The organism is Xanthobacter wiegelii (assembly GCF_043193855.2).
Taxonomy (GTDB): Bacteria; Pseudomonadota; Alphaproteobacteria; order Rhizobiales; family Xanthobacteraceae; genus Xanthobacter; species Xanthobacter flavus_A.
Map to the genome: position 1 here is coordinate 4627573 of NZ_CM195529.1, position 25850 is coordinate 4653422.

Annotated in this window: 22 protein-coding genes; 13 read left to right on the forward strand and 9 right to left on the reverse strand. The window is 68.7% G+C overall.

Going from position 1 to position 25850, the window contains the following annotated elements; translation table 11 throughout:
* The first annotated feature begins 17 nt into the window (after positions 1 to 17).
* The 5 genes from V5F63_RS21625 (at position 18) to cysN (ending at position 6731) form a co-directional block, all read left to right on the forward strand.
* On the forward strand, positions 18 to 1256 hold the full coding sequence (locus V5F63_RS21625; RefSeq protein ID WP_394101131.1) for a serine hydrolase domain-containing protein: 1239 nt from the start codon (positions 18 to 20) through the stop codon (positions 1254 to 1256).
* 426 nt (positions 1257 to 1682) lie between these two features.
* Entirely contained in the window at positions 1683 to 2747 is a 1065-nt protein-coding gene (gene ppk2 / locus V5F63_RS21630; RefSeq protein WP_445328717.1) for a polyphosphate kinase 2, read from the forward strand.
* A 120-nt stretch (positions 2748 to 2867) separates the two neighbouring features.
* Complete coding sequence (locus tag V5F63_RS21635) at positions 2868 to 3467, forward strand: TetR/AcrR family transcriptional regulator (protein WP_209485574.1); 600 nt, start codon at positions 2868 to 2870, stop codon at positions 3465 to 3467.
* Between the two features lie 454 nt (positions 3468 to 3921).
* Positions 3922 to 4821, forward strand: coding sequence for a sulfate adenylyltransferase subunit CysD (gene cysD / locus V5F63_RS21640; protein ID WP_394101130.1), 900 nt, complete (start codon positions 3922 to 3924; stop codon positions 4819 to 4821).
* Positions 4821 to 6731, forward strand: coding sequence for a sulfate adenylyltransferase subunit CysN (gene cysN, locus V5F63_RS21645; protein WP_394101129.1), 1911 nt, complete (start codon positions 4821 to 4823; stop codon positions 6729 to 6731). Before cysD ends, cysN begins: the two co-directional genes overlap by 1 nt.
* A 114-nt stretch (positions 6732 to 6845) precedes the next feature.
* Here the strand turns inward: cysN and V5F63_RS21650 are convergent, their stop codons facing one another.
* Entirely contained in the window at positions 6846 to 8144 is a 1299-nt protein-coding gene (locus V5F63_RS21650) for an NAD(P)/FAD-dependent oxidoreductase (RefSeq protein ID WP_394101128.1), read from the reverse strand.
* Between the two features lie 169 nt (positions 8145 to 8313).
* On the opposite strand from V5F63_RS21650, the gene V5F63_RS21655 reads away from it, so the two are divergent.
* The 4 genes from V5F63_RS21655 to V5F63_RS21670 all read left to right on the forward strand — a co-directional run bounded on the left by V5F63_RS21655 (position 8314) and on the right by V5F63_RS21670 (position 12390).
* Positions 8314 to 8877, forward strand: coding sequence for a YeeE/YedE thiosulfate transporter family protein (locus V5F63_RS21655; RefSeq protein ID WP_394028805.1), 564 nt, complete (start codon positions 8314 to 8316; stop codon positions 8875 to 8877).
* A 27-nt stretch (positions 8878 to 8904) separates the two neighbouring features.
* The gene (locus V5F63_RS21660) at positions 8905 to 9528 is read left to right on the forward strand and encodes a YeeE/YedE thiosulfate transporter family protein (RefSeq protein ID WP_394028806.1); all 624 of its coding nucleotides are present in this window, start codon (positions 8905 to 8907) and stop codon (positions 9526 to 9528) included.
* A 4-nt stretch (positions 9529 to 9532) separates the two neighbouring features.
* Complete coding sequence (locus V5F63_RS21665) at positions 9533 to 10672, forward strand: NAD(P)/FAD-dependent oxidoreductase (protein ID WP_394101127.1); 1140 nt, start codon at positions 9533 to 9535, stop codon at positions 10670 to 10672.
* A 95-nt stretch (positions 10673 to 10767) separates the two neighbouring features.
* Positions 10768 to 12390: an ABC-F family ATP-binding cassette domain-containing protein gene (locus V5F63_RS21670; protein WP_394101126.1), complete on the forward strand. Its 1623-nt coding sequence runs from the start codon at positions 10768 to 10770 to the stop codon at positions 12388 to 12390.
* A gap of 128 nt (positions 12391 to 12518) precedes the next feature.
* On the opposite strand, the gene V5F63_RS21675 is transcribed toward V5F63_RS21670, so the two are convergent.
* A complete protein-coding gene (locus V5F63_RS21675) occupies positions 12519 to 13817 on the reverse strand; it encodes an NAD(P)/FAD-dependent oxidoreductase (RefSeq protein ID WP_394101125.1) in 1299 nt (432 codons plus the stop codon).
* Between the two features lie 281 nt (positions 13818 to 14098).
* Between V5F63_RS21675 and V5F63_RS21680 the strand changes: the two genes are divergently transcribed.
* Both V5F63_RS21680 and V5F63_RS21685 read left to right on the forward strand, forming a co-directional pair.
* Entirely contained in the window at positions 14099 to 14665 is a 567-nt protein-coding gene (locus V5F63_RS21680) for a hypothetical protein (RefSeq protein ID WP_394101124.1), read from the forward strand.
* Positions 14666 to 15071: 406 nt separating this feature from the next.
* Positions 15072 to 17948 (forward strand): EAL domain-containing protein, encoded by a 2877-nt coding sequence (locus V5F63_RS21685; protein ID WP_394101205.1) that lies wholly within the window; start codon positions 15072 to 15074, stop codon positions 17946 to 17948.
* 6 nt (positions 17949 to 17954) lie between these two features.
* Here V5F63_RS21685 and V5F63_RS21690 read toward each other — a convergent pair whose 3' ends face one another.
* The 5 genes from V5F63_RS21690 to V5F63_RS21710 form a co-directional block, all read right to left on the reverse strand.
* Positions 17955 to 18542, reverse strand: a complete 588-nt coding sequence (locus V5F63_RS21690) for a YcgN family cysteine cluster protein (RefSeq protein WP_394101123.1) — start codon at positions 18540 to 18542, stop codon at positions 17955 to 17957.
* A 35-nt stretch (positions 18543 to 18577) separates the two neighbouring features.
* The gene (locus V5F63_RS21695) at positions 18578 to 19198 is read right to left on the reverse strand and encodes a hypothetical protein (protein ID WP_394101122.1); all 621 of its coding nucleotides are present in this window, start codon (positions 19196 to 19198) and stop codon (positions 18578 to 18580) included.
* Positions 19183 to 19689: a hypothetical protein gene (locus V5F63_RS21700; protein ID WP_394101121.1), complete on the reverse strand. Its 507-nt coding sequence runs from the start codon at positions 19687 to 19689 to the stop codon at positions 19183 to 19185. The genes V5F63_RS21695 and V5F63_RS21700 overlap by 16 nt, the downstream gene beginning before the upstream one ends.
* Before the next feature lie 247 nt (positions 19690 to 19936).
* Positions 19937 to 21172: a GGDEF domain-containing protein gene (locus tag V5F63_RS21705; RefSeq protein WP_394101120.1), complete on the reverse strand. Its 1236-nt coding sequence runs from the start codon at positions 21170 to 21172 to the stop codon at positions 19937 to 19939.
* A gap of 174 nt (positions 21173 to 21346) precedes the next feature.
* Positions 21347 to 21748, reverse strand: a complete 402-nt coding sequence (locus V5F63_RS21710) for a hypothetical protein (RefSeq protein WP_209485602.1) — start codon at positions 21746 to 21748, stop codon at positions 21347 to 21349.
* A 105-nt stretch (positions 21749 to 21853) separates the two neighbouring features.
* Here V5F63_RS21710 and V5F63_RS21715 point away from each other — a divergent pair, with 105 nt between their 5' ends.
* Entirely contained in the window at positions 21854 to 22780 is a 927-nt protein-coding gene (locus V5F63_RS21715; RefSeq protein WP_394101119.1) for a diacylglycerol/lipid kinase family protein, read from the forward strand.
* On the opposite strand, the gene V5F63_RS21720 is transcribed toward V5F63_RS21715, so the two are convergent.
* Entirely contained in the window at positions 22777 to 23607 is an 831-nt protein-coding gene (locus V5F63_RS21720; RefSeq protein WP_209485606.1) for an alkaline phosphatase family protein, read from the reverse strand. The genes V5F63_RS21715 and V5F63_RS21720 overlap by 4 nt on opposite strands.
* A 30-nt stretch (positions 23608 to 23637) precedes the next feature.
* A complete protein-coding gene (locus V5F63_RS21725) occupies positions 23638 to 24075 on the reverse strand; it encodes a hypothetical protein (protein ID WP_209485609.1) in 438 nt (145 codons plus the stop codon).
* Between the two features lie 249 nt (positions 24076 to 24324).
* Here V5F63_RS21725 and V5F63_RS21730 point away from each other — a divergent pair, with 249 nt between their 5' ends.
* Entirely contained in the window at positions 24325 to 25806 is a 1482-nt protein-coding gene (locus tag V5F63_RS21730) for a replicative DNA helicase (RefSeq protein ID WP_209485611.1), read from the forward strand.
* Positions 25807 to 25850: the final 44 nt, after the last annotated feature.

Consider the following 25850-nt stretch of genomic DNA (forward strand, 5'->3'; position numbering starts at 1 on the left):
CCACGGGGGAAACGGGCATGGGTATCGGGCGGTCGGGATCGGTCTTCTCTCACCCGTTGGGCCGGCTCGCGCTGGGGCTTCCGGCGCTCGCTTTCCCCGCCGCGCTCGCTTTCGCCGCCGCGCTCGCCTGCGCCGCACCTGTCCGGGCGGCGGAAAACCTCGACAGCTATCTTGAAGGCGTGCGCGCCAAATACGGATTGCCGGCGCTGGCCGCCGCCGTGACCCGATCGGGCGAGATCGTCGCCTCGGGCGCGGCGGGCAAGCGGGCCATCGGCATCGATATCCCTGTGACGGTGGAAGACCGCTTCCACCTCGGCTCCGACACCAAGGCCTTCACCGCCACCGTCGCGGGGACGCTGGTGGAGGAAGGCAGGATCAAGTGGTCGAGCACCCTCGGCGAGGTGCTGGGCGGCAGGGTGAAGGACATGAACCCGAAGCTCGCGGCGGTGACGCTGGAGCAGCTCCTGTCCCACACCAGCGGCATCCCCTCCGACAATGCGGACACCATCGCCATCTATTTCAATGCGGTGGGCTTCGAGAAAACCCCCACGGCCCTGCGCCTCGACGCGCTGGAGCGGTGGAAGACGCACGCGCCGGAGGTGCCCAAGACCGGCTCGCCGTTTCAGTATTCCAACCTCGGCTACACCTTCGCCGGCGCCATGCTGGAGGAGGTCTCCGGCAAGCCGTGGGAGCGCCTGGTGGAGGAGCGCATCTATGCGCCGCTCGGCCTGAAGAGCGCCGGCTTCGGCCCGCAGGCGACCTTCGGCAAGTATGACGCCGCCATCGGCCACATGCTGGACGACAAGGGCACCCCCACGGCCATGGCCTGGGGCCCCTCGGCGGACATTCCGCCCGTGATCGGCCCGGCCGGCATCGGCCACATGTCGGTGCTGGACTTCGCCCGCTGGGGCGACTGGAACGCCGGCCAGGGCAAGCGCGGCCCCAAGATCGTCTCGCCGGAGACGCTGGCCGTCATCCACAAGCCCCACGTCACCACCCCGCCCTTCAAGAACCCGCCCCCCGGCACCCCCTCCGCCGGCGACTATGCCTTCGGCTGGGGCGTGGTGAAGCTCGACTGGACGAAGACGCCTGTGCTCACCCACAACGGGTCCAACAGCATGAACTTCGCCAAGATCCTGGTGGAGCCGGCGAGCGACCTCTCGGTGGAGGTGGTGGCCAATTATCCCGGCCAGACCGCCGAGGACGCCGCCACCGAAGTGGTGAAGCACCTCTACGGGCAGTTCGCCCCGAAGTGAGGGGATGAGGGGCGCCCCGTTCCCCGGACAAGCGACGGCGCAGCCGCAGCGCTGATCCGGGGTCCAGAGCAGGGCTCCCACGCAGCGTCATCGCCCGGCTTGTCCGGGCGATCCACGGTTGGGCCGTGTCGATCTTTCGGTCATAGCTCACGCGGCTCGGTGGATCGCCCGGACAAGCCGGGCGATGACAAACGGATAGGATTGTGCCGGACCCGCCGGCGCCGCATGCCTCCGGGACGCTCCCACGCCGCCCCCTACCTCCCCCGCTCCTTGATCTCAATCAACGCTCTTCAGCCGGCTAAGGCTCATGTTTTGACGCGGTTTTTCAGCCGCGGATGGCGCGCGCCTCCAGCGCCCAAGGAGCCCAGCATGGCCAGCATTGACGACCTCTCGCCCGTGACCGGCGCCGACGCCATTCCCGCCGAGATGGAGCGCTCGCTGGCCGAGGAGCGCCAGATGGCGGCGCAGGAGGCGGAGCTGTCCGCCGTCGCCGCCCTCTCCGCCTCCCTCGAAGAGCCCCAGCCTGCCGCGTCGGCGGGCGTGGACGAGGTGAAGGCCGGCATCGCCGCCATTCTCGCGGGCGCCGCGCCGGACGACGCCGTGCGGCTGCGCAAATCGCTCGGCCTGCCCAAACCCGCGGGCACCCCGGCCGGCCAGCCGCGCGTGACCAGCGACGAACTCTCCGACGACTGGCGCACCGGCGGCTATCCCTTCAAATACAAGATGCTGCGGCGCGACTACGAGCAGCAGAAATTCATCCTCCAGACCGAGCTTCTGAAGCTTCAGTCGTGGGTGAAGGAAAGCCGCCAGCGGGTCATCATCCTGTTCGAGGGGCGCGACGCGGCCGGCAAGGGCGGCGCCATCAAGCGCTTCATGGAGCACCTCAACCCCCGCGGCGCGCGGGTGGTGGCGCTGGAAAAGCCGAGCGAGGTGGAGCGCGGCCAGTGGTATTTCCAGCGCTATGTGGAGCACCTGCCCACCACCGGCGAGATCGTGATGTTCGATCGCAGCTGGTACAACCGGGCCGGCGTCGAACGGGTGATGGGCTTCTGCTCGGATGACGAATATCGCGAGTTCCTGCGGCAGGCGCCGGAGTTCGAGCGCAACCTCGTGCGCAGCGGCATCCACCTCATCAAGTTCTGGTTCTCGGTGAGCCGCGACGAGCAGCGCCGCCGCTTCAAGGAACGCAAGGTGCATCCGCTGAAGCAGTGGAAGCTCTCGCCCGTCGATCTCGCCTCGCTGGACAAGTGGGACGACTACACCCGCGCCAAGGAAGCCATGTTCTTCCACACCGACACGGCGGACTCGCCCTGGACGGTCATCAAGTCCGACGACAAGAAGCGCGCCCGCATCAATGCCATGCGCTATGTGCTGCATTCCCTGCCCTACAAGGACAAGGACCAGAAGCGCATCGGCCCGCTGGAGACCCTGCTGGTGGGACGCGCCAACACCGTGCACGAGCGCGGCGAATATGTGATGGGCGGGCGCTAGACAACGGGCCACGGCCTGTTTGCGGTGGTGTCGGAATGACTTGTCTCGCCGGCGGCATCGACGGTATGTCCTGTTGTGGCGATGTATTTTCGCGCCACGACAGGGGCGGCAGCCTGAGGCATGGATAACGCCACGCGTTCGGAGCGCACGAAGTCCGCCGTCATCGCGGCGGCGCTCGCCATCATCGCCCGCGACGGCGCCGGCCGCCTGACCCTCGATGCCATCGCCCGGGAGAGCGGCGTCAGCAAGGGCGGGCTGCTGCACCAGTTTCCCACCAAGCGGGCCGTGCTCGCGGCGCTGCTGGAGCAGCAGGCGGACCATTACGACAGCTTCGCCCAGGCGTTCCGGGAGGCGCATGGGGCGGACTATGCCGAGCCGGCCCTGGCCGCGCAGATCGCCGCCTATCGCGAGGTGATGAAGGGAGCCAATTCCATCACCTCCGCCATCCTCGCCGCGGTCGCCGAGGATCCGACCTTCCTCAACCCGCTGCAGGAGCGCGAGCAGCAGTCCCTTGCGCTCATCCGCGAGCAGGCGGCGGACCCGGAGCAGGCCCTCAGCCGCCTCTATTCGGCTCAGGGACTCGCCCTTTCCACCATTCTGGGGCTCTGCCCGCTCAGCGCAGACGCCCGCGAGCGGATGTTCGAGCACCTGCTCGACGAAAGCCGCTGGCTGAATGCTCCCGGAGATGGGCGCAAGTCCCGGCAGCTTCCCTCCCGCTGAGCGACCGCATCCGGGCCCGTGCGAACGGGCGGCATGTCAACGTCATCTTATGAGAGGAATCATTCTTCAACAAACCGTCTGGTCAGTTTGTTTTTCACGGCACAGTCGGATAATGTGATCCCATAGCGCAGTCGGACTTCAGGCCGACTGTCCGCTACTCCGTCGGTCTCGCCGCAACGAGACCGACGGGAATGGAACTGCGGACGGAATTTCCGCCCCCTTAAACCGTCCGCAGTTCCCCTTCCCCCATCACACACTGATAATGCCCCGCAGATGCCGGCCCGGCCGGCTGCGGCGCGTCGCCTCCGCGCGCGCCGACCTGCGCCCGCGCGGGCGGCTCGCCTTTTGTCGGAATGTGGAGTAGAAATAAGATATCCACATCTCACAGATGCGGAATAGGGCGGTGCGCGGTGCCGCCCTGTGCGTCGTGTTGGGACCGAAGAGCGAAGAACCGATGAGCCTGACCCATCTCCAGCGCCTCGAGGCGGAGAGCATCCACATCATGCGCGAGGTCGTCGCCGAGGCCGAGCGCCCGGTGATGCTCTATTCGGTCGGCAAGGATTCGGCGGTGATGCTGCATCTTGCCAAGAAGGCCTTCTTTCCCTCCCCGCCGCCCTTCCCGCTGCTCCACGTGGACACCACCTGGAAGTTCCGCGCCATGTACGAACTGCGCGACCTGGCCGCGCGCGAGGCCGGCATGGACCTTCTGGTGCACCAGAACCCGGAAGCGCTGGAAAAGGCCATCAACCCGTTCGACCACGGCCCGCTCCACACCGACATGTGGAAGACGGAAGGCCTGAAGCAGGCGCTGGACAAATGGGGCTTCGACGCGGCCTTCGGCGGCGCCCGCCGCGACGAGGAGAAGAGCCGCGCCAAGGAGCGCGTCTTCTCCTTCCGCTCGCAGAACCACCGCTGGGACCCGAAGAACCAGCGGCCGGAACTCTGGCACCTCTACAACGCCCGCAAGAACAAGGGGGAGAGCATGCGCGTCTTCCCCATCTCCAACTGGACCGAGCTGGACATCTGGCAATACATCCACCTCGAAGGCATCCGCATCGTGCCGCTCTATTTCGCCGCCCCGCGCCCCACGGTGGAGCGCGACGGCCTGATCCTGATGGTGGATGACGAGCGCTTCCCCCTGCGCCCCGGCGAACAGCCGCAGATGCGCTCCGTGCGCTTTCGCACGCTCGGCTGCTACCCGCTCACCGGCGCGGTGGAGAGCACGGCCGACACCCTGCCGCAGGTGATCCAGGAAATGCTGCTCACCACCACGTCCGAGCGCCAGGGCCGCGCCATCGACAAGGACGCCGGCGGCGCCGGCATGGAGAAGAAGAAGCAGGAGGGGTATTTCTGATGAGCGCGCCCCTCGACCCCGTCTACAAGACCGACGCCCTCATCGCCGAGGACATCGACAAGTATCTCGACGTGCACCAGCACAAGACCATGCTGCGCTTCATCACCTGCGGCAGCGTGGACGACGGCAAATCCACGCTCATCGGGCGGCTGCTCTACGATTCCAAGATGATCTTCGAGGATCAGCTGGCCGCGCTGGAGGCCGACTCGAAGAAGGTCGGCACGCAGGGGCAGGAGCTGGATTTCGCGCTGCTGGTGGACGGCCTCGCCGCCGAGCGCGAGCAGGGCATCACCATCGATGTGGCCTATCGCTTCTTCGCCACCGAGAAGCGGAAATTCATCGTCGCCGACACCCCCGGCCACGAGCAGTACACCCGCAACATGGTGACGGGCGCCTCCACCGCCGACCTCGCGGTGATCCTCGTGGACGCGCGCAAGGGCGTGCTGACCCAGACGCGGCGCCACTCCTACCTCGCCCACCTCATCGGCATCCGCAACATCGTGCTGGCCGTGAACAAGATGGACCTCGTGGGCTACAACCGCGAAGTCTTCGAGAAGATCGTCGCCGACTACCGCGCCTTCGCCAGCTCCATCGGCATCACCGATTTCGTCGCCTTGCCCATCTCCGGCTTCAAGGGCGACAACATCACCACCCTCTCCCCCAACACGCCGTGGCATGCTGGCCCGACGCTGATGGCGCATCTGGAGAGCGTGGAGATCGACGCCGCCCATGATGCGGCTAAGCCGTTCCGCATGGCCGTGCAGTGGGTGAACCGGCCCAATCTCGACTTCCGCGGCTTCGCCGGCCTCATCTCCTCCGGCACGGTGAAGCCGGGCGATGCCATCCGCGTGCTGCCCTCGGGCAAGACCAGCACGGTGTCGCGCATCGTCACGCTGGACGGCGACCTTCAACAGGCCCTGGCCGGTCAGTCCGTCACTTTGTGCCTCGCCGACGAGATCGACTGCTCGCGTGGCGACGTGATCGCGGCGGCGGAGGCCCCCGTGCAGGCGGCGGACCAGTTCGAGGCGGTGATCGTGTGGATGGACGAGCAGCCCATGCTGCCCGGCCGCCCCTACTGGCTGAAGCTCGGCACCCAGACGGTGTCCGCCACCATCACCGAGCCCAAGTACCAGGTGAACGTCAACAACATGGATCACCTGGCGGCGAAGACGCTGGAGCTGAACGCCATCGGCGCCTGCAACATCGCCACCGACCGGCGCATCCCGTTCGAGCCCTATGCCGAGAACCGCGAGCTGGGCGGCTTCATCCTCATCGACAAGATGACCAACGCCACCGTCGGCGCGGGCATGATCCACTTCGCGCTCAGACGGTCGGACAACGTCCACTGGCAGGCCACCGACATCTCCCGCGAGCACCATTCGGCGCTGAAGAACCAGAAGCCGGCCGTGGTCTGGCTCACGGGCCTTTCCGGCGCGGGCAAGTCCACCATCGCCAATCTGGTGGAGAAGAAGCTCGCCCGGATGAACCGGCACACCTTCCTCTTGGACGGCGACAATGTGCGCCACGGCCTCAACAAGGACCTCGGCTTCACCGCCGCCGACCGGGTGGAGAACATCCGCCGCGTGGGCGAGGTGGCGAAGCTGATGACGGATGCCGGCCTCATCGTCATCACCGCCTTCATCAGCCCGTTCCGCGCCGAGCGCGACATGGTGCGCGGCATGATGCAGCCGGGCGAGTTCTTCGAGGTCTTCATCGACACGCCGCTGGCCGAGGCCGAGCGGCGCGACGTGAAGGGCCTCTACAAGAAGGCCCGCGCCGGCCAGCTCAAGAACTTCACCGGCATCGACAGCCCCTACGAGGCCCCCGCCGCCCCCGAGCTGCGCGTGGACACCACCGCCATGGACCCGGAGGCCGCCGCCGAGGCCATCGTGCGGATGCTGGTGCCGTAAGGCGGGGACGGGTCACTCCCTCGGCCCGTTCCTTGAACGGTGCCGGGTGGGTTGGCGCTCAAGCGCCGCGCGGGCTTGGCCTAAGGCCCATGAGTGATCTCATGGGCTTTAGGCTCACACCGGCCCCGCCTCCTCCATACGGACTTCCTTGAGCTTCTTGATGCCGAGCAGGCTCAGGGCGGCATTTTCATAGAAGGTCTCGCTCACGCCCTGCCGCACCTTGTGCAGGAAGTAGCGCTCGAAGCCGACCTTCGCGGTATGCACCCAGGCGCCTTGCGACGACCAGTTGACGTTGCGCGGCGGGATCTGCGGCTGGGCGATGAAGGCGATGCCGCCGTCGCCGAAATCGGCGAGGCACACCGCGTTCCACGTCGCCACCGCCCGCGGCTTTTCCCCGGCGAGCAGCGCGGCGATGTTGGCGGCGGTGGCCGTGACCATGGATTCGATCATGAAGCCGGTCTTGGGCACGCCCACCGGCAGCGGCGTCTTGCCCATGGGCGGGATGGCGACGCACACGCCGATGGCGAAGATGTTGGGATAGGCCGGGTTCTGCTGGTGCCGGTCCACGATGACGAAGCCGCGGGGATTGGACAGGCCCTCGTGGCCGGACACCGCCGGCACGCCACGGAAGGCGGGCAGGATCATGGAGAAGGCGAAGGGCAAATCGTGGGTGGCCTTCGGGCTTGCGTCCTCGTTCACCTCCTCCACGCTCATCCGGCCGGCCTCCACGCGGGCGACGCGGGCATTGGTGATCCATTTGATGTGCTTCTCGCGCAGCGCGCTTTCCAGCAGGCCCTTGGTGTCGCCCACACCATCGAGGCCGAGATGGCCAACATAGGGCTCGGGCGTCACGAAGGTCATGGGCACCTGGTCGCGGACCTTGGCCTTGCGCAAGGCGGCATCGAGGATGAAGGCGAATTCGTAGGCCGGCCCGTAGCAGGAGGCGCCCGCCGCCGCGCCGACCACGATCGGCCCGGGTGAACGCACCAGCGCATCGAAGGCGGTGCGCGCGTGGGCGGCATGGTCGGTGAGGCAGACGGAATGGGTATGGCCAGCGGGGCCGAGCCCCTCCACCTCGTCGAAGGCGAGGTCGGGGCCGGTGGCGATGACGAGGTAATCGTATTCGAGCGTCTCGCCGTCGTTCAGCTCGATGACGCTGTTTTTCGGATCGAGCCGTTTCGCGCCCATGGGCATGAGGCGGATGCCGCGCGACTGGAAGACCTTGGTGAGGTCCACCGTGATCTCCTCCGGCTTGCGCCAGCCGACGGCGACCCACGGATTGGAGGGCACGAAGGTATAGGTGGTGCCCTTGTTCACCACCACCACCTCGTGCTTCGACCCCACCTTCTCCTTCATCTCATAGGCCATGATGACGCCGCCGAGCCCGGCGCCCAGGATGACGATCCGCGACATTGCTACCTCCCATTGTGCGCCCGCCGGTGCTGCCGATGGACGCGGGGCGCGCTCGGGATCTGTTGACCGCCCGCCGCGCCTCTTGACATTCAAGAATTAGAATTTCATTTTTTTGAATGTCAAGGGATTTGGCCGCGCGGGACGCGGCGCCCCGTCACGGAGGAAACCCATGAGCGAAATCGCGCAGCGCGCCGGGTCCGGTTCAGGCTTCGCCTGTTCCCTGAAAGCCAAGGCGTGGTCGCCCTACGTGGCCGGCATTCTCATCGGCCTTCTGCAGGTGCCGGCCTTCCTGCTCATCGAGACGGCGCTCGGTGCCTCCTCGTCCTACGTCACCATCGGCGGCATCGTGGCGGCCTGGATCGATCCGGGTGTGGCGCAGATCGACTATGTGGCGAAGCACATCGCCGCCACCGGCAAGAACTGGTGGCAGGTAGCGCTGGTCGTCGGCGTGGCCATCGGCGCCTTTCTGTCCATGCGCATCTCCGGCGCCCGTCGCAAGCCAATCTCCCCCATCTGGTCGCGGGCGCTCGGCACATCGAACCCCGGCGTGCGCTATGCGGTGGCGTTCGGCGCCGGCTTCGTGATGCTGTTCGGCGCCCGCATCGCCGATGGCTGCACCTCCGGCCATGGCCTTTCCGGCATGGCGCAGCTCGCCGTCTCCTCGACGGTCGCCGTCGCCGCCATGTTCGCCGGCGGCATCGCCACCGCCCTCCTCCTGCTGCGCCGCATCTGACGCCGAACCCCGGCAAGGAGAACCGCCATGTCTCTCGTCCAATCCATCGTCATCGGCCTGCTCATGGGCACGGTGTTCGGCGTCGCTCTCGAAAAGGCCCGCGTGTTCGAGCCGGGCATGATCGTGGGGCAGATGCAGCTCCGCAATTTCATCATGCTCAAGGTCTTCCTCACCGCCGTCGCCACCGGCGCGGTGGTGATCGCCGCGCTCCACGGCTTCGGCCTGGTGAAGCTCGCGCCCAAGGCCACCTTCTATGCCGCCGATGTGGTGGGCGGGCTGATGCTCGGTGCCGGCATAGCGCTGGCCGGCGCCTGCCCGGGCACCGTCCTCGCCCAGGTGGGCGTCGGCTATCGCGACGCTTTGTTCACGCTCCTCGGCGGCCTCGCCGGCGCCACCGCCTTCGGCTATGCCGAGCCGGTGCTGAAGCCGGTCCTGATGGCCTCCGGGCCGGGCAAGATCACCTTCATGGATCTCACCGGCCTCTCCTATCCGGTGCTCGCGGTCGGGCTGGCCGTGGTGCTGGTGCTGATCCTTGTGGCGCTGGAGGTGTGGCGGCCGTGGCGCGCCGATCTCGGCGCGGACGTGGACGGCGATTTCGGACCCGCAGCGCCCGCGAAGGCCGCCCGCGCCCATCTCGAACCGGCGGAGTAACGCGATGGCCCTCCCGCGCATCGTCATCCTGGGTTCGGGCTTCGCGGCGCTGACCGCGGTGCGCGAGCTGCGCCGCAAGCGCGTCTGCGCCGACATCACGGTGGTGTCGCCCGCACCCATGCTCACCTATCTGCCGAGCCTCATCTGGGTGCCGGCCGGGCTGCGGCGGGCGGAGGACCTCACCATCCCCCTCGCGGGCTTCTTCGCCCGCCACAACGTGCGGCACGTGGCCGCGACGGTGGAGCAGGTGACGGACGGCGGACGGCGCGTCCACACCAGCGGCGGCGTCATCGAGAACGACATGCTGCTCATCGCCACCGGCGGGCGCTACATCCGCAAGCTGCCGGGCATCGAGCACGCGTTCATCCCGTGCGAGGGCATCGCCGTCGCGGACGCCCTGCGCCAGCGCATCGCCGCCCTCGAACGCGGCACCATCGCGGTGGGGTTCGGCGCCAACCCGCAGGAACCGTCCGCGGTGCGCGGCGGCCCCATGTTCGAGTTCCTGTTCGGCCTCGACACGCTGCTGCGCCGGCAGGGCCGGCGGGAGGCGGTGGATCTTGTCTTCTTCAACGCCTCCACCCAGCCCGGTCAGCGGCTCGGCGCCAAGGCGGTGGGCGGGCTGCTGAAGGAGATGGAGCGGCGCGGCATCAGGACCCATCTCGGCCACAAGCCGCTCAGCTTCGCCCCCGACAAGGTGGTGACGGAGGGCGGCGAGATTCCCGCCGACCTCATCCTGTTCATGCCCGGCCTCACCGGGCCGGCATGGCTGGCGAAGAGCTGCCTGCCGCTCTCGCCCGGCGGCTTCATCGCCGCCGACGCCACCTGCGCCGTCCATGGTCTCGACGATGTGTATGTGGCCGGCGACGCGGGCTCCTTCCCCGGTCCGGACTGGATGCCGAAGCAGGCCCACCAGGCCGATCTCCAGGCCCGCGCCGCCGCCCGCAACATCGTCGCCGCCCTCGCCGGCCGGCCGGAGCGGGAGACCTTCCGGCCCGAACTCGTCTGCATCGTCGATACGCTGGACGCGGGCATGCTGGTGTTCCGCGACGCGCGGCGCAACTTCGCCTTGCCCCGGCTCGGCCCGCTGCACCATGTGAAGCGGATGTTCGAGGCGCACTATCTGCGCGCCTATCGCGCCGCCTGAGCGAGGCGCCCCTTTCGCACCGCAACAGGATGGATTAAGCCCCCGGGAAAGCGCGCCACGCGCACGACCTCCAATTCTACGGGTGCCCCTGTCCCATGATCCGCCTCGACAACATCAGCAAGCAGAACGGCCGGCAGCTCGTCTTCATCGAGGCGTCCGCCGCGCTGCTGAAGGGGGAGAAGGTGGGTCTCGTCGGCCCCAACGGCGCCGGCAAGACCACGCTGTTCCGTATGATGACCGGGCAGGAGACGCCGGACGAGGGGCAGGTCTCGGCCGATCGCGGCATCACCATCGGCTATTTCAGCCAGGACGTGGGCGAGATGGCGGGCCGCTCCGCCCTCGCCGAGGTGATGGACGGCGCCGGGCCGGTGAGCACCGTCGCGGCGGAGCTGAAGGAGATCGAGGCGGCGCTGGGCGATCCCGAACGCATGGACGAGATGGATGCGCTCGTCGAGCGCTACGGCGAGGTGCAGGCCCGCTTCGAGGAGCTGGGCGGCTACGCGCTGGAGGGCCGCGCGGCGGAGGTTCTCGCCGGCCTCGGCTTCTCCCAGGAGATGATGGACGGCGACGTGGGCAAGCTCTCCGGCGGCTGGAAGATGCGCGTGGCCCTCGCCCGCATCCTCCTCATGCGCCCGGACGTGATGCTGCTCGACGAGCCCTCCAACCATCTCGACATCGAGAGCCTCATCTGGCTGGAAAGCTTCCTGAAGGGCTTCGACGGCGCGCTGATGATGACGTCGCACGACCGCGCCTTCATGAACCGCATCGTCAACAAGATCGTCGAGATCGACACCGGCAGCCTCAACTCCTATTCCGGCGACTATGAGTTCTACGCCGGACAGCGGGCGATGAACGAGAAGCAGCAGCAGGCGCAATACGAGCGCCAGCAGGCCATGCTGGCCAAGGAGATCGCCTTCATCGAGCGCTTCAAGGCCCGCGCCTCCCATGCCGCGCAGGTCCAGAGCCGGGTGAAGAAGCTGGACAAGATCGACCGGGTGGAGCCGCCCCGCCGGCGCGAGGCGGTGGCCTTCGAATTCGCCCCCGCGCCCCGCTCCGGCGAGGACGTGGCGAGCCTCAAGGGCGTCCACAAGCGCTATGGCAGCAAGGTCATCTATGAGGGGCTGGACTTCCACATCCGCCGCCGCGAGCGCTGGTGCGTGATGGGCGTCAACGGCGCCGGAAAGTCCACCTTGCTCAAGCTCATCGCCGGTTCCACAGAGCCGGACGACGGCACGGTCAACGTGGGCGCCAGCGTGAAGATGGGCTATTTCGCCCAGCACGCCATGGACCTGCTGGAGGGCGAGCGCACCGTGTTCGAGACGCTGGAAGACGCCTTCCCCCAGGCCGGACAGGGCGCCCTGCGCACGCTGGCCGGCTGCTTCGGCTTCTCCGGCGACGACGCGGAAAAGCGCTGCCGGGTGCTCTCCGGCGGCGAGAAGGCGCGGCTCGTGATGGCCAAGATGCTGTTCGACCCGCCGAATTTCCTGGTGCTGGACGAGCCCACCAACCATCTCGACATCACCACCAAGGAGATGCTGGTGGCGGCGCTGGCCGATTACGAGGGGACCATGCTCTTCGTCTCCCACGACCGGCATTTTCTGGCCGCCCTCTCCAACCGCGTGCTGGAGCTGACGCAGGACGGCATCCACCAATACAATGGCGGCTACACCGAATACGTCGCCCGCACCGGCCAGGAAGCGCCGGGCCTGCGGAACTGAGGGGGCTGGGGGTGAGGGGGCGGTCCTGACCGCCTCGCCACGGCCGCCAAAAGGCACCACACCCCTCATCCGTCTCGCGGCTCCGCCGCGATCCACCTTCTCCCGCAAGGGGAGAAGGGAACGGCGCCTCACCCCATTCCCCGCTCCCCCACCAGATGCGCGGCGGCCGATCCCGCCGCATAGAAGGCCGCCTGCGCGGCCCGCCACCGGGGGACGGCAACCTCCCGCTCCGGCAGCGGCACGTCCTCCGCGCGCGACCGCCCGAGCACCACATCCGCCAGCAGCCGGCCGAACACCGTGCCCGGACCGATGCCCCGGCCGTTGTATCCACTGATGGACACCACATTTCGCGCCAGCCGGCGGAAGCGCGGCAAGGCATCGTCCGTCATGCCGATGGTGCCGTACCAGGCGGCCTCGAACGGCGCCGGCGGCAGCTCCGGAAAGAGCCGCGCCAGCGCGCGCCGGGAAAAGGCCTCATGCACCCCCGCCAGAGCGCCGAGCGCGCCGATGCTGCCGAACACCAGCCGCCCGGCCGCGTCGTAGCGGAGCGAGGTGAGCACCTGCCGCGTGTCCCAGATGCCCTCCCGGCCGGGCAGGATGCGCGTGCGCAGACGCTCGGGCACCGGCGGGGTGGCGAAATTGAAATAGGGCAGCGGCACCTGCTCGCGGGCGAGGCGCTCCCACGGCCCGAAGCTGTAGGCGTCGGTGGCGACGATGATCCGGTCCGCCGCGAGCGTGCCGCCATCGGTGCGCAGCAGCCAGCCGCCGGCCGTCTCCTCCGCCGCCCCCACGGGGCTCGCCGTATGGAGGACCGCCCCGGCCGCCATCGCCGCGCGGGCAAGTCCCCGGGCATAGGCAAGGGGCTGGATGGTGCCGGCCCGTTCGTCCAGCAGGGCACCGCGATAGGTGCCACCGCCGATCGCGACGCGGGCCGCGTCCGCATCCAGGAGGCGCACCGGCGCACCGCGCGCCTGCCACTGGGCGGCGCGGGCTTCGATCTCGGCCTGCCCGGCCCGGCCGACGGCGCAATGCAGCGTGCCCGCGGGCGTCGCCTCGCAGGCGATGGCGTGGCGGGCGACGAGGGCGAACACCTCCGCCGGCGCCCCGCCGAGGAGCGCGAGCAGCCCCTCCCCCTTCTCGGCGCCGAGGGTGGCCACGATGTCGTCGGGCATCACCCAGAGCCCGGCGTTCACCAGCCCCACATTGCGCCCCGCCCCGCCGGAGCCGATGCCGGCGGCCTCCAGCACCACCACCCTTGCGCCCGCCTCGGCCAGCCGCAGCGCGGCGGAAAGCCCGGTATAGCCGGCGCCCACCACGGCGATATCGGCGCGCGCCTCGCCACTCAGCGGCGCGGTCTCGGGCGCGGGCGGGGCGGTCATGGCCCACAGGCCGTGGCTTCTGGGATCGGTGCCGGGAGGGGGAGGCATTTGCATGGCCTCCTTTCTACAACATCGCCGGACGGCGGGAATGACCTTGCGTCCGCCGCACGGAAACGAAGAATTAACCATGCCGGCCGCACGATGGTCCGCGATCCGCTCAGATGGAACGGACCTCCGCCGCCAGTGCGTACCTCCTCCCGCAAGGAGAATCGAGCGCCGGCCTAGTTGCCGCTCAACCGGCAGGGCGCATGCTCTTTGGACGCACTTTTGTGTTTCCTGGGCTCCTTTGATATGAGGGGCGCCCAGTAGAGATTATTCGGAGCTGCGTGATGGCTAATCCGCGCGTCTATGTTTACCAGTTCGCCTCCGGCTCCCAGTGGGCGGCCGGCGACAGCGTGGAGGCGTATCTGCGCCGTCTTCTGGATGTGGACTTCACCCAGTCGCTCCGCGCCGACCGCCTCGCGGCGGTCACCGCCTTCCTCGACGAAGCCTTCCAGCTGGCCCACACCATCGGCTGGAGCGGTTCCGCGCGGGAAATCCCGCAGATGTTCTCACTCCCCGGCATGCCGGCCGAAGAGGCCGTGCACATGATCGCCTGGGAGCAGGAAGACGGCGTGGCCTTCATCGCCTCGCCCTATCCGCTGCCGTGGCTCGACGCCAAGGCCAGCCGCACCACCGATTCCGACCGCGCCGTGCCGGTGGAGGCCGCGCCCGTGGCTCCCGTCGCCCGCCCCGTGCAGCAGCCGCTGGAAGTGGTTTCGGCCCAGGCCGAGGAAGCGGTGGAAGCCGCCCTCGACCCGTTCTCCGAATATGTGCGCCGCGAGGAGGCCGCCCGCCTCTCGCGCGAGCCCGCGCCCCTCGCCGAGGACCGCGACGCCGCCCGCCGCTTCTTCTGAGCGAAAATCTCCCGATCTTCGATGCGCGCCCCCCAAAGGGCGCGCATTGTCGTTCCGGGAGCCCCTTTCGGCCCGTCTGGAACGATGCCAGGGCGCGCGTGCGCCTTGCTCCGGCCGCAACGCTTGGATAGATGATTCAGGGTGTGGACCGTGGCGCGGCCTCTTCGCAACGAGCCGGCGCGGTTGACCTTAAGTTATGTTCGTGATGCGTGGTGGCGTTTTCCCATCCTGATGGCCCCAAGGTGAAACCAGCGTCCGTCGCCGTGTCGCGCGCCACCCCTGCGCGGCGCATCCGGCTTCGGGCATGTTCCAAGGCTGATCGGTCCGGTTCGATGCCGGATGCGGAGACCTGAATTTGCGGTCGTTTCTCGCCGGCGTCCTCGCTCTGCCCGTGGCGCTCCTCCTCATGCTCTGCGCGCTCACCGGCAGCGCCCAGGCGATGGAAGCGATCGCGCTCCGGCTCGATGCCAAGGTGGTGGACCTGCTGCCGGCCGTCGAGCGCCAGACCACCGAGGACGGCCGCTTCCAGATCTCCACCGCGCCCGATGCCGAGGGCGTCGTGCGCCGCATCGAGGTGCCGACCTCCGACGGGCGCAGCCATGGCGACTGGATCGCCTTCGCCCTCACCAACAACACCGACGAGCAGGTGGACCGCCTCATCGTCGCGCCGCATTACCGCATGTCCGGCTCCGGCCTGTTCTGGCCGGACCTCGGCAACCGCCGCATCATCTCCCTCACGCCCAGCCAGGGCTTCAAGCCGGAGCGGCAGTCGGCGCCGGATGCGGATGTCTTCCTCATCACGCTCGATCCCGGTTCCACCGTCACCTTCGTGGTGGAACTCGGCTCGGCGGGCCTGCCCCAGCTGCAGCTGTGGGAGCCCGACGCCTACAAGGACCGGGTGAACGCCTTCACCCTCTACCACGGCATCGTCATCGGCATCGCCGGCCTGCTCGCGCTGTTTCTCACCATCCTGTTCGTGGTGAAGGGCTCGGTGATGTTCCCGGCGGCTGCGGCGCTGGCCTGGGCGGTGCTTGGCTATATCGGCCTCGACTTCGCCTTCTGGTCGAAGGTGTTCGGCCTCTCCCCCATCGCCGAGCAGTTCTGGCGGGCGGCGGGCGAGGCGATCCTGACCGCGACGCTGCTCGTGTTCCTGTTCGCCTACCTCAACCTCAACCGCTGGCACGTGCGCTACGTCCACGTCGCCGCCGGCTGGCTGGTGTTCCTCGCCGCCCTCGTGGTGGTGGCGCTGCTGGATGCGCCGGTGGCGGCGGGCATCGCCCGCCTCTCGCTGCTGGCGGTGGCGGTGGCCGGCTTCGGCGTGGTGATCTGGCTGTCGCAGCACGGCTTCGACCGCGCGGTGCTCATCATCCCCACCTGGTCGCTGCTGGTGGTGTGGGTGATGATGGCGGGCCTCACCGTGGCCGGCTTCGTCACCAACGATCTCGCCGCGCCGGCGCTCTCGGGCGGCCTCGTGCTCATCGTCATGCTCATCGGCTTCACGGTGATGCAGCACGCCTTCGCCGGCATCGGCGGCATCCAGGGCTCGACCTCGGAGCTGGAGCGCCGCGCGCTGGCGCTGGCCGGCTCCGGCCTCATCGTGTGGGACTGGGATGTGGACACCGACCGCATCTACACCTCCCCCGAGGCCGAGGAGGCGCTGGGCCTGAAGCGCCATTCGCTGGAGACCGAGGCCGCCGGCTGGCTGGAGGTGCTGCACCCCGCCGACCGCGACCGCTTCCGCGCCACGCTGGACGGCATCATCGACCAGCGCCGCGGCCGCATCGACCAGGATTTCCGCCTGCGCGCCATCGACGGCCACTATCTCACCTTCAACCTGAAGGCGCGCCCGGTGGTGGGCGCGGACGGCGAGGTGGTGCGCTGCATCGGCACCCTCACCGACGTGACCGGCGAGCGCATCGCCGCCGAGCGCCTGCTGCACGACGCGGTGCGCGACAACCTTACCGGCCTGCCCAACCGCGAGCTGTTCCTCGACCGCCTGCACCAGGCCCTCGTCACCGCCCGGCTCGACGACAAGGTGAAGCCGACGGTGATGGTGATCGACCTCGACCGCTTCAAGCTGCTCAACGTGCAGGTCGGCATGGCCGTGGCGGACTCGATCCTCCTCACCGTCGCCCGCCGCATGACGCGCCTCTTGAAGCCGCAGGACACGCTGGCCCGCATCTCCGGCGACCAGTTCGGCATCATCCTGATGTCCGAGCGCGACGCCGAGCGCATCACGACCTTCGCCGACACCCTGCGCCGCTCGCTGCGCGCGCCCATCGCCTTCGCCGACCGGGAGGTGTTCGTCACCGCCTCCATCGGCCTCGTCCTGTCCGGCCCGGACCAGGTGAAGCGCGACGAGGTGCTCAAAGACGCTGAATTGGCCATGTATTACGCCAAGCGCATCGGCGGCGACCGCATCGAGGTGTTCCGCCCGGCCATGCGCCAGCAGAAGATCGACCGCGTGGTGCTGGAGCAGGAGCTGCGCGAGGCGCTGGAGAAGGAGCAGATCTCGGTCCGCTACCAGCCCATCGTCCGCCTCGGCGACCGGGCCATCGGCGGCTTCGAGGCCTATATGCGCTGGAACCACCCGCGCCTCGGCGAGCTCGCCGCCTCCGAATTCATCCTGCTCGCCGAGGAGACCGGGCTCATCCTCGACCTCGGCCTGTTCGTGCTCGACCGCGCGGCGCGCCAGCTCGGCCAGTGGCAGCGCCTGCTGCGGGTGGACCCGCCGCTGTTCATGCACGTCAACGTCTCGTCACGGCAGCTGCTGCGGCACGATCTGATCCAGGATCTGAAATCGGTGCTGGCCCGCAACACGGTGGCGCCCGGCTCGCTGAAGCTGGAAGTCACCGAAAGCCTGGTGATGGAAAACCCGGAATATGCCGCCGTGGTGCTGGGCCGCATGCGCGAGCTGGGCGCCGGCCTGTGCCTCGACGATTTCGGCACCGGCTATTCCTCCCTCGCCTATCTCCAGCGCTTCCCCTTCGACAGCGTGAAGATCGACCCGCGCTTCGTGCGCTCGGTGGCCAAGGGCCCATCCCGCGCCGCCCGGCCGGTGATCGTCGGCGCCATGATCGACCTTGCCCACGACCTCGGCATGGACGTGATGGCCGAGGGGCTGGAGAAGGAAACGGAAGCCGCCGAGATGACCCGCTTCGGCTGCGAATACGGGCAGGGCGTGGTGTTCGGCGAGCCGCTCACCGCCGAGGAATGCCGCAGCCTCATCGAGCCCGCACCGGCGGACGCCCGCAAGAAGAAGACCGGCGCGGCGGCGGAATAGGCCCGTTCAGGCGCCCGTTTCGGACAGTCGCGGCTTGACCCGCGCGCGGGCGCGCTTCGCGGGGGCCTCGCTCCCCTGCTGGCGCCCTTTGGCGCCGCGCGGCCAGCGGGCCGGCCAGTTGACGATGTGGTCCACCAGCTCGAACAGCCCGAACTCGCTTTCCAGCCCCGCCACCCGGCCCTTCACCGAAATGCCGGCGCTGACCACGGTGTCCGGCGTGCCCGACACCAGGGGATGCCAGAACGGCAGATCCTTGCCCTCGCGCACCAGCCGGTAGGCGCAGGTGGGCGGCAGCCAGCCGATGCTCTCCACCGCCTCGGGGGTGAGCCGCACGCAATCTTCCACGATCTGAGAGCGGTTGGGATAATCGGCGCAGCGGCAGGAGCCGGCGTCGAACAGGCGGCACGCCACGTCGGTGTAGGCGACGGCGCCCGTGTCCTCGTCCTCGAGCTTCACGAGGCAGCAGCGGCCGCAGCCGTCGCACAGGCTCTCCCATTCCTCGACCGTCATGGTGGCGAGGGTCTTCGTCCGCCAGAACGGCGCGGTCGCCGCGTCGGCGGGCCGGTCGGGACGGGGTGGGGCGGGGGGCGACATGCCGCCCCTTTAGCACAGGGCGGGCGTGAAGTCGCTCATTCGCCGCCGTAAGACAGCACCATCTGGTAGACGACGGGCTTTGCCGCCCGCATGGCCGCGTCGTCGGAGCGGAACTCCCGGTCGCCGTCCACGTCGCCCTCATAGGCGCCGGGCGGCGAGAACCGGAGCAGCAGGCGGCAGCCGTTGCCATTGGCGAGCTTATTCGGGGCGAGACGGCCGCCTTCGAAGTCCAGCACCGAGCCGCCATAGTCCCAGCCGAAGCCGGAGAGGGTGAAGGGCTTGCCGTTCGCCCGCTCCACCTCGGCGAGGGTCGCGCCGATGCCTATGCCCTCGGGCGTGCGCCACGGGCCGGGATCGTAGACCAGCACATCGCCTGGCCGCCGCCGCTTCTTCTCATCCAGCCAGATGATCTCGACCCGGCGCGACCGGTCCTGCGGAAACAGCACGGTGGCTTTCACCATCTCGCCCTCGGCGGCTGGCACGGTGCGGAACACCACGTTGGCGCGGCCGAACTGGCGGATCAGCGCCGCCTCGTCGGTGTCGGCGGCGAACGGCCCGGTGCAGGCGAAGGGCGGCAGCGTCTCCGGGCCGGCGGCCGAGAGTGGCGAGACCATCGCGCCGGCGAGGACGAGGCCCATCATCAGCCGGCGGAGCATGTGGCCCGTCCCTTCAGCGTGCGGGTTTTTTCCGTCCCGGCCGCATCGATGGCGGTGAGGGTGAGGACATAGCGGCCGGCGAAGCTCTCCGCTTCCTTGCCTTTGCCCTTGGTCTCGATCACCAGCTCGGCCGAGCCGGCCTTGGGGTCGGGCAGCTCGTGATAGAGGTGAAGGCGCACCTCGCTGCCGTGGAACCAGTGGTGGACAAGCGCCTCGCCATCCAGCTCCAGCTTTTCGAACGGTGGCGCGCCCTTGCCGGCCGGCTTCACCTCCAGCACGGCGCGGAAATTGTTGAAGCTGCCGCCCATGCCGTGGGAAAACGCGGTCTGCGCCGCGAAGGAGACGGCGGCATCGTCGATGCTGCAATCGAGCGTGCCCGTGGCGTGGGCCGGGGCCGCCACGACCAGCCCGAGCGCGGCGAGCCCGCAGGCCACGACGCCCGCCCCCCGTCGAGGGGACGCGGGAGAATATCCCGTCGAAAATCCGGACATGGCGAGGCTCCCGGCGCAGTTGCCGGAAGGGAGCTTAAAACACCCGCCGACCCACCCGCAACGCGAGCGGAGCCGGGCTCAGCGCTTGCCGGCGGTGTAGTGATCGGCCCAGGCGAGGGCAAAGGCGAAGCCGCCGAAGGCGGTGACGATGGCGGCGAGCCAGATGGCGGTCTGTGCAGGCATGGTTTCCCCCGTGTTGGTCAGGGGAAAGGCTAGGCAGCGTTCCGGGCCGGCACGTTGATCCAGATCAAGCGGTGCGGCTCAGGTCGTCCACCTCGGGCGCGTCGCCGGCAGAGGGGGCGTCAGTGGCGAGCGCGCCGCGCCCCTCCTGCTTGGCCATGGCGACCAGCGCGTCGGCGCGCGCCAACAGCCGGTCGAGGTCTTCCCCCTCCCGCTGTTCGACCACGCCGAAGCTGGCGGTGACCACCGCATGGGGCGGCAGCACGGTGAGGCGGGCGAACTCCAGCTCCGCGCGCAGCCGCTCGGCGACCCGCGAGGCGCCGACCCGGTTGGTCCGCGCGAGGAGCATGGCGAACTCCTCCCCGCCCATGCGCGCGGTCGCGTCGCGGGGCGAGGTCTCCTGCAGGATCAGGCCGCCGATGACGGAGAGCAGCCGGTCGCCGGAGCCGTGGCCGAAGCCGTCGTTGATCTCCTTGAACCGGTCCATGTCGAAGGCGACGAGCGTCACCGGCTGGGCGCCGGGATCGGCGAGGATCTCCGCCGCCCGCTCCATGAAGGCGCGGTGGGTGCCGAGCCCGGTCAAGGGATCGATGCGCCCCTCGCGGCGGATCTCGTCGATGGCGTCCGCCGCGATGGAGGCGAGCAGGGCCAGGGCCAGCAGGAGGCCGCTGATGAGCAGGCTGAAGTTCAGCACCTGCCAGAACGGCGTCGCCCGGAACAAGGCGGCGAGATCCGAAGGGTCGGCGCCGCTCTCGCGCAGGCGGTCGATCTCGAACAGATCGCCGGAGATGTGCATGGTCAGCACGGTGCGCACGAAGAAGTGCAGGCCGAAAACGAGGAAGACCCAGGACAGCAGGCGGTCGATGGGGCGCCGCCGCTGGATGGCGAAGATCTGCAGCGCCGCGATCACGAACATCAGGCCGTAGCCGAAATTCTGCGCATAGATGCGGGCGACGACATCGCGGTCGACATAGAAGAAATAGAACACCAGTGCGACGACGCCGCAGGCGATGACGAGCAGCAGCCGTCCCGATCCGGCGCGGCCGAACCGCACCAGCACGCCCTCCACCAGCGTCAGCACGGCGAAGGTGTAGACGATGGCCGAGACCACGGCGTTCGGACCCGCGCCGCGAGGGAGGCCGGTGATCTGCATCAGCGCGGCGAGCGCGTAGGCGCAGAAGGCGGACGCGAAATAGAGCCCGCAGCGGCGCTCGCGATCGTGCAGCCAGACCAGCAGGAACACGAGGGCGATCAGCAGCGAGATGATGGGTCCGGCAAAGATGTAAAGGCGTCCCTCCGACATGCTTCGCCCACAGTCGCCCGCACCCTAGGGTCATCCGGAGGCGGCACAGCCGCCCGCCACCCTAGGTCGCATCTGTCGCCCGGCACCTACTTGAACGGTTCAGTCCGGAAAAAGTCAAGCCTGAGCCCTTGCGTGGCGCCAAGTCAACCTGCTGCAATGCAACAGGAAGTTGCCTCAGCGACGATAGGCCCACAGGCGCAGTTCGTGCTTCAGCCGGCGGAAATCGTGGAAGGTGAAGGCCAGCAGCGCGCTCGCCAGCACCGCCAGCGTGAGGGCGACGCCATTCGACCAGTCCAGCGCCGAGCGGGTGAAATCATAGACGAGGTAGGCGAGCAGCAGCGTCACCGCGAGCGCCACCGCATAATAGATCCGGGTGTCCAGCCGGGCGATGAGCATGCCCACGCCCACCCAGATGGCGAGCGCGATGAGGATGGCCCAGCCGAGGCCGAGGCCGAACTGGCGGGCCACGAAATGTCCGCCCACCCAGCACAGCAGCACCGAGACCGCGAGCACCAGCAGCCCGGCCCGCAGCCGGAAGATATAGGAGCCCTTTGCTCCGGTCGGGGCGGTGGACATGATGCACCTCGGATCGGCACCCGCGGCACGAAAGTGGCGGGACGGAAGGGAACCACCCGGCTGCGCCAACGCTTGTGCCGGTCTGGAGGATGCACGATGCGGCGAATGCGGGTCGTACTCAATGCCAAAGCGGGGACCGTCCACGACATGGGCCCCGACAAGGTGCGCGGTATCGTGGACGACGCCCTAACCCGGCCCGACCTCGACGTGGACGTGGTGGTGGCCGAGGGCAACGCCATGGCGGCGGCCATCGATTCGGCGGCACGCGACGGCTACGACACGGTGGTGGTGGGGGCGGGCGACGGCACCGTCTCCTACGCCGCCTCCGTGCTCGCCAACACGGACGTGACCCTCGGCGTGCTGCCGCTCGGCACCATGAACCTGCTCGCCTACGACATCGGCCTGCCGCGCGACCTGATGGGCGCGCTCGAGGCGCTGCATGATGCCAAGCCCATGCGGGTCGATCTCGGCACCCTCAACGGGCGGGCGTTCCACAGCGTGTCCGGGGTGGGCTTCTTCAGCCAGATGGCCATGGCCCGCGAGCAGATGCGCGATCGCGGGCGCGCCTTCGGCTGGTTCATGGCGCTGGGCCGGGCGATATTTCGATCCGGGAGACTGTCGCTGGAGGTGGAGGTGGCCGGCGCCCGCGAGCCCATCGACGCCTATGCCGCCCTCGTCACGGTGAACGCCTTCGACGCCTCGGGCTGGCACCGCTCGCGGCTCGACGGGGGCCAGCTGGAGGTGCTGGTGGCGGAGGATCGCGGCACGCTCGCGAAGCTGCGCACAGGTGCCGAGGTGGTGGTGGACGCATGGCGCGGCGCGCCGGGCATCCATGCCTTCTCGGCGCGGCGCGTCACCATCCATGCCCGCCGCCGCCGCGCCTGGGTCGCGACCGACGGCGAGGTGACGCGCGAAAGCCTGCCGCTGCGCTACGCCGTCGCCCCCGCCGCGCTGAGCCTTCTCGTCCCGCCCTCGGCCCTGCAATGGCAGGCCCATGAACGGGAAGCGCAGGCGCGGGACAACGTGACCTAGAGGGGTGACGCCGCCGGCAGTTCCTCCACCGGACGGCCGCGATAGCGGATGAGAAGGGGGACGGTGAGCGTCATCGGGTGGGCGATGCCGTGTTCCCACAGGCCATCCTCGCCCCAGCAATCCCCATGGTCGCCGCACAGCACGATGGTGGCGCCGGCAAAGCGCTCCAGCAGGGGCGCGAGCTTGCGGTCCACATATTCGCAGCACAGCCGCTGGCGCTCGCGGCAATCGGCGGCGCGGTCCACGCTCTGGAACGGCAGGCAGGGATTGTCCGTGCGCGGCCAGGGCGCGCCCTCGAAATGATAGGGCACGTGGGTCTCACCCACGTTCAGGAACACGAACAGGTCGCGCCGGGTCTCCCGCGCCGCCTGCTTCTCGATGAAGGCGAGCTGCGTGGCGATGCCCTTGTCGCCGGTGAAGAGGAACTGCTCGAAGCTGCCGGTGAGCTTCTTCGACACCGGCGTCTTGGGATCGAACCAGCCCATGGCCGCCGCGCCGATGGTGGCGTAGCGGGCATTGCGAAAGCCATCCACGATATCCGCGCCGCTCACCGAGAAGCCCGGCCGTGCATGCCCCGCCGCCCCCGCCCGGTCGAGCCGGAAGAGGCGCGCGAACTTGGGGTTGAGGAACGGCACCGCCAGTTCCGCCACGCCGGGGGTGAAGCCCGCGAACATGGCGGCGTGGGAGGCATAGGTGAAATGCGCCGGGGCCTGCGCCTTGTAGAGGGCGGAGACCTGCTTCATGGCCGGGGCGTTCGCCGCGACGAACGTGTCGTAGCGGCAGGAGTCGATCGTGATGAAGAGCACGCTGTCTGGGGTGACACGCATGGGCGGCGGCGCTTTCGGGATCAGTCGGCGTCAGTTGCCGCCGTCGTTGTTGCTCTCGCCGCAGGTGTAGCCGACGAAGCAGCGGGGATTGTCGGAGGTCGGCATCCAGGCCGGCTTGGTGGTCTGGTCGTCCTGGCAGAATCGCTGGTCGCGCACATAGCGCTGCGCATTGCCGCCGCCGGTGGGAACGAGGATGAAGCCCTGGGAGGTCACCACCTGCCGCACGCCGGCGCAGGTGGAGGGCGGCACGGGAACCGCCATGTAGCCTGCCGGCGGAGCCTGGTTCTGGCCGTAGATGGCGGTGCCGTCGATGGGAACGGGCAGCCCGCCGGCGCCGAGATCGGACGGCGGGGCGAGCGGGTCGCCCTGGGCGAGGGCGCCCGACGCGATCGACGACTGCGCAAGGACAAGGAATGCCAGCGCGGTGAGCACGGAACCCCGTGACGCTCCGGATCGGTCAGAACGCATCACTTCTCCCCTCGGTGCCGCCGCGGCAAGCCTGTAGCGTACCTTACGTCCGCTGGCAAAGCGCAAGACCATGCGTCGCCGACCCGCAGTGGCCGACGGGCAGCGGGACGCACAATTCCCGAAATCCCCGCTTTCCCGCCTGTGGATAAGTGCTTGGGCGGCGTGGGTCCGTGCCGCCGCAGAATTGGGCTGGTCCCGACGCTGCGGAACTTGCTACACCACCTCCCCAACCAGGGGATTGCCGGCTTCATGCTCGATCTGTCGGACAAGGGCGACCTCGAACCCACCTATCGGCAGGCGCCGCACAATGTGGAGGCGGAGCAGGCGCTGCTGGGCGCCATCCTCGTCAACAACGAGGCGTTCTATCGCGTCTCCGACTTCCTCGAGCCGCGCCATTTCTACGAGCCCATCCACGCCCGCGTCTTCGAGCTGGCGTCGGCGCTGATCCGTGCCGGCAAGCTCGCGACGCCGGTGACCATCAAGACCTTCCTGCCCGCCGACCTCGATGTGGCCGGCCTCACCGGCCCGCAATATCTCGCGCGGCTGGCGGCGGAGGCGACCACCGTCATCAATTCCGAGGACTACGGCCGCACCATCTACGACCTCTCGGTGCGGCGCGACCTGATCCGCATCGGCGAGGAGATCGTCAACGAGGCCTATGACGCCCCGGTGGACGCGACCCCGCAGGACCAGATCGAGGAAGCCGAGAAGCGCCTCTACGAGATCGCCGAGACGGGCCGCTATGACGGCGGCTTCCAGCGCTTCGGCGAGGCGCTGCGCGAATCGGTGGACATGGCCTCCAAGGCCTTCCAGCGCGACGGCCATCTCTCCGGCATCGCCACCGCCCTCGACGACCTCGACCACCAGATGGGCGGCCTCCAGCCCTCGGACCTTGTGATTCTCGCCGGCCGACCGGCCATGGGCAAGACCTCGCTCGCCACCAACATCGCCTTCAACATCGCCGCCGCCTATCGCGGCGAGACCCGGCCGGACGGATCGACGGAAACCGTCTCCGGCGGCGTCGTGGGCTTCTTCTCGCTGGAAATGTCGGCCGAGCAGCTCGCCACCCGTATCCTTGCCGAGCAGGCGGAGATCGCCTCCTACAAGATCCGGCGCGGCGACATCTCGGAGAGCGAGTTCTCCAAGCTCGCAGCCGCCGCCCAGACCATGCAGACCATCCCGCTCTATATCGACGACACCGGCGGCATCTCCATCGCCCAGCTGGTGGCGCGGGCGCGGCGGCTGAAGCGCCAGCGCGGGCTGGACTTCATGGTCATCGACTATCTCCAGCTGCTCTCCGGCTCGTCCAAGTCCTCGTCCCAGAACCGCGTGCAGGAGATCACCGAGATCACCACGGGCCTGAAGGCGCTGGCGAAGGAGCTGCAGGTGCCGGTGATGGCCTTGTCCCAGCTCTCGCGTCAGGTGGAATCCCGCGACGACAAGCGGCCGCAGCTTTCGGACCTGCGTGAATCCGGCTCCATCGAGCAGGACGCCGACGTGGTCATGTTCGTTTACCGCGAGGAGTATTATCTTAAGAACAAGGAGCCGAAGCCCGGCACAGAGGAGTGGTTCAAGTGGGAGATCGAGATGAAGGCGGCCGAGAACACGGCCGAAATCATCATCGGAAAGCAGCGCCACGGCCCGACCGGGACGGTGAAGGTGCATTTCGAGCCCCAGTTCACCCGCTTCTCCAACCTGGCGCGGGAGGACCACCTGCCGGAGCGCCACTGACCGGCGCACCGCAGGCGGCCGAAAGCCGGGAGGACGAAGAGCGT

Coding starts and splice junctions, on each gene's coding strand:
- V5F63_RS21670 (WP_394101126.1), top strand. CDS start 10,768: ATGATCCGCCTCGACAACATCAGCAAGCAGAACGGCCGGCAGCTCGTC.
- V5F63_RS21720 (WP_209485606.1), bottom strand. CDS start 23,607: ATGCGTGTCACCCCAGACAGCGTGCTCTTCATCACGATCGACTCCTGC.
- V5F63_RS21685 (WP_394101205.1), top strand. CDS start 15,072: ATGCTCTGCGCGCTCACCGGCAGCGCCCAGGCGATGGAAGCGATCGCG.
- V5F63_RS21660 (WP_394028806.1), top strand. CDS start 8,905: ATGTCTCTCGTCCAATCCATCGTCATCGGCCTGCTCATGGGCACGGTG.
- V5F63_RS21635 (WP_209485574.1), top strand. CDS start 2,868: ATGGATAACGCCACGCGTTCGGAGCGCACGAAGTCCGCCGTCATCGCG.
- V5F63_RS21730 (WP_209485611.1), top strand. CDS start 24,325: ATGCTCGATCTGTCGGACAAGGGCGACCTCGAACCCACCTATCGGCAG.
- V5F63_RS21700 (WP_394101121.1), bottom strand. CDS start 19,689: ATGTCCGGATTTTCGACGGGATATTCTCCCGCGTCCCCTCGACGGGGG.
- V5F63_RS21680 (WP_394101124.1), top strand. CDS start 14,099: ATGGCTAATCCGCGCGTCTATGTTTACCAGTTCGCCTCCGGCTCCCAG.
- V5F63_RS21725 (WP_209485609.1), bottom strand. CDS start 24,075: ATGCGTTCTGACCGATCCGGAGCGTCACGGGGTTCCGTGCTCACCGCG.
- V5F63_RS21690 (WP_394101123.1), bottom strand. CDS start 18,542: ATGTCGCCCCCCGCCCCACCCCGTCCCGACCGGCCCGCCGACGCGGCG.
- V5F63_RS21625 (WP_394101131.1), top strand. CDS start 18: ATGGGTATCGGGCGGTCGGGATCGGTCTTCTCTCACCCGTTGGGCCGG.
- V5F63_RS21665 (WP_394101127.1), top strand. CDS start 9,533: ATGGCCCTCCCGCGCATCGTCATCCTGGGTTCGGGCTTCGCGGCGCTG.
- V5F63_RS21655 (WP_394028805.1), top strand. CDS start 8,314: ATGAGCGAAATCGCGCAGCGCGCCGGGTCCGGTTCAGGCTTCGCCTGT.
- V5F63_RS21710 (WP_209485602.1), bottom strand. CDS start 21,748: ATGTCCACCGCCCCGACCGGAGCAAAGGGCTCCTATATCTTCCGGCTG.
- ppk2 (WP_445328717.1), top strand. CDS start 1,683: ATGGAGCGCTCGCTGGCCGAGGAGCGCCAGATGGCGGCGCAGGAGGCG.
- cysD (WP_394101130.1), top strand. CDS start 3,922: ATGAGCCTGACCCATCTCCAGCGCCTCGAGGCGGAGAGCATCCACATC.
- V5F63_RS21695 (WP_394101122.1), bottom strand. CDS start 19,198: ATGCTCCGCCGGCTGATGATGGGCCTCGTCCTCGCCGGCGCGATGGTC.
- V5F63_RS21715 (WP_394101119.1), top strand. CDS start 21,854: ATGCGGGTCGTACTCAATGCCAAAGCGGGGACCGTCCACGACATGGGC.
- cysN (WP_394101129.1), top strand. CDS start 4,821: ATGAGCGCGCCCCTCGACCCCGTCTACAAGACCGACGCCCTCATCGCC.
- V5F63_RS21705 (WP_394101120.1), bottom strand. CDS start 21,172: ATGTCGGAGGGACGCCTTTACATCTTTGCCGGACCCATCATCTCGCTG.
- V5F63_RS21675 (WP_394101125.1), bottom strand. CDS start 13,817: ATGCCTCCCCCTCCCGGCACCGATCCCAGAAGCCACGGCCTGTGGGCC.
- V5F63_RS21650 (WP_394101128.1), bottom strand. CDS start 8,144: ATGTCGCGGATCGTCATCCTGGGCGCCGGGCTCGGCGGCGTCATCATG.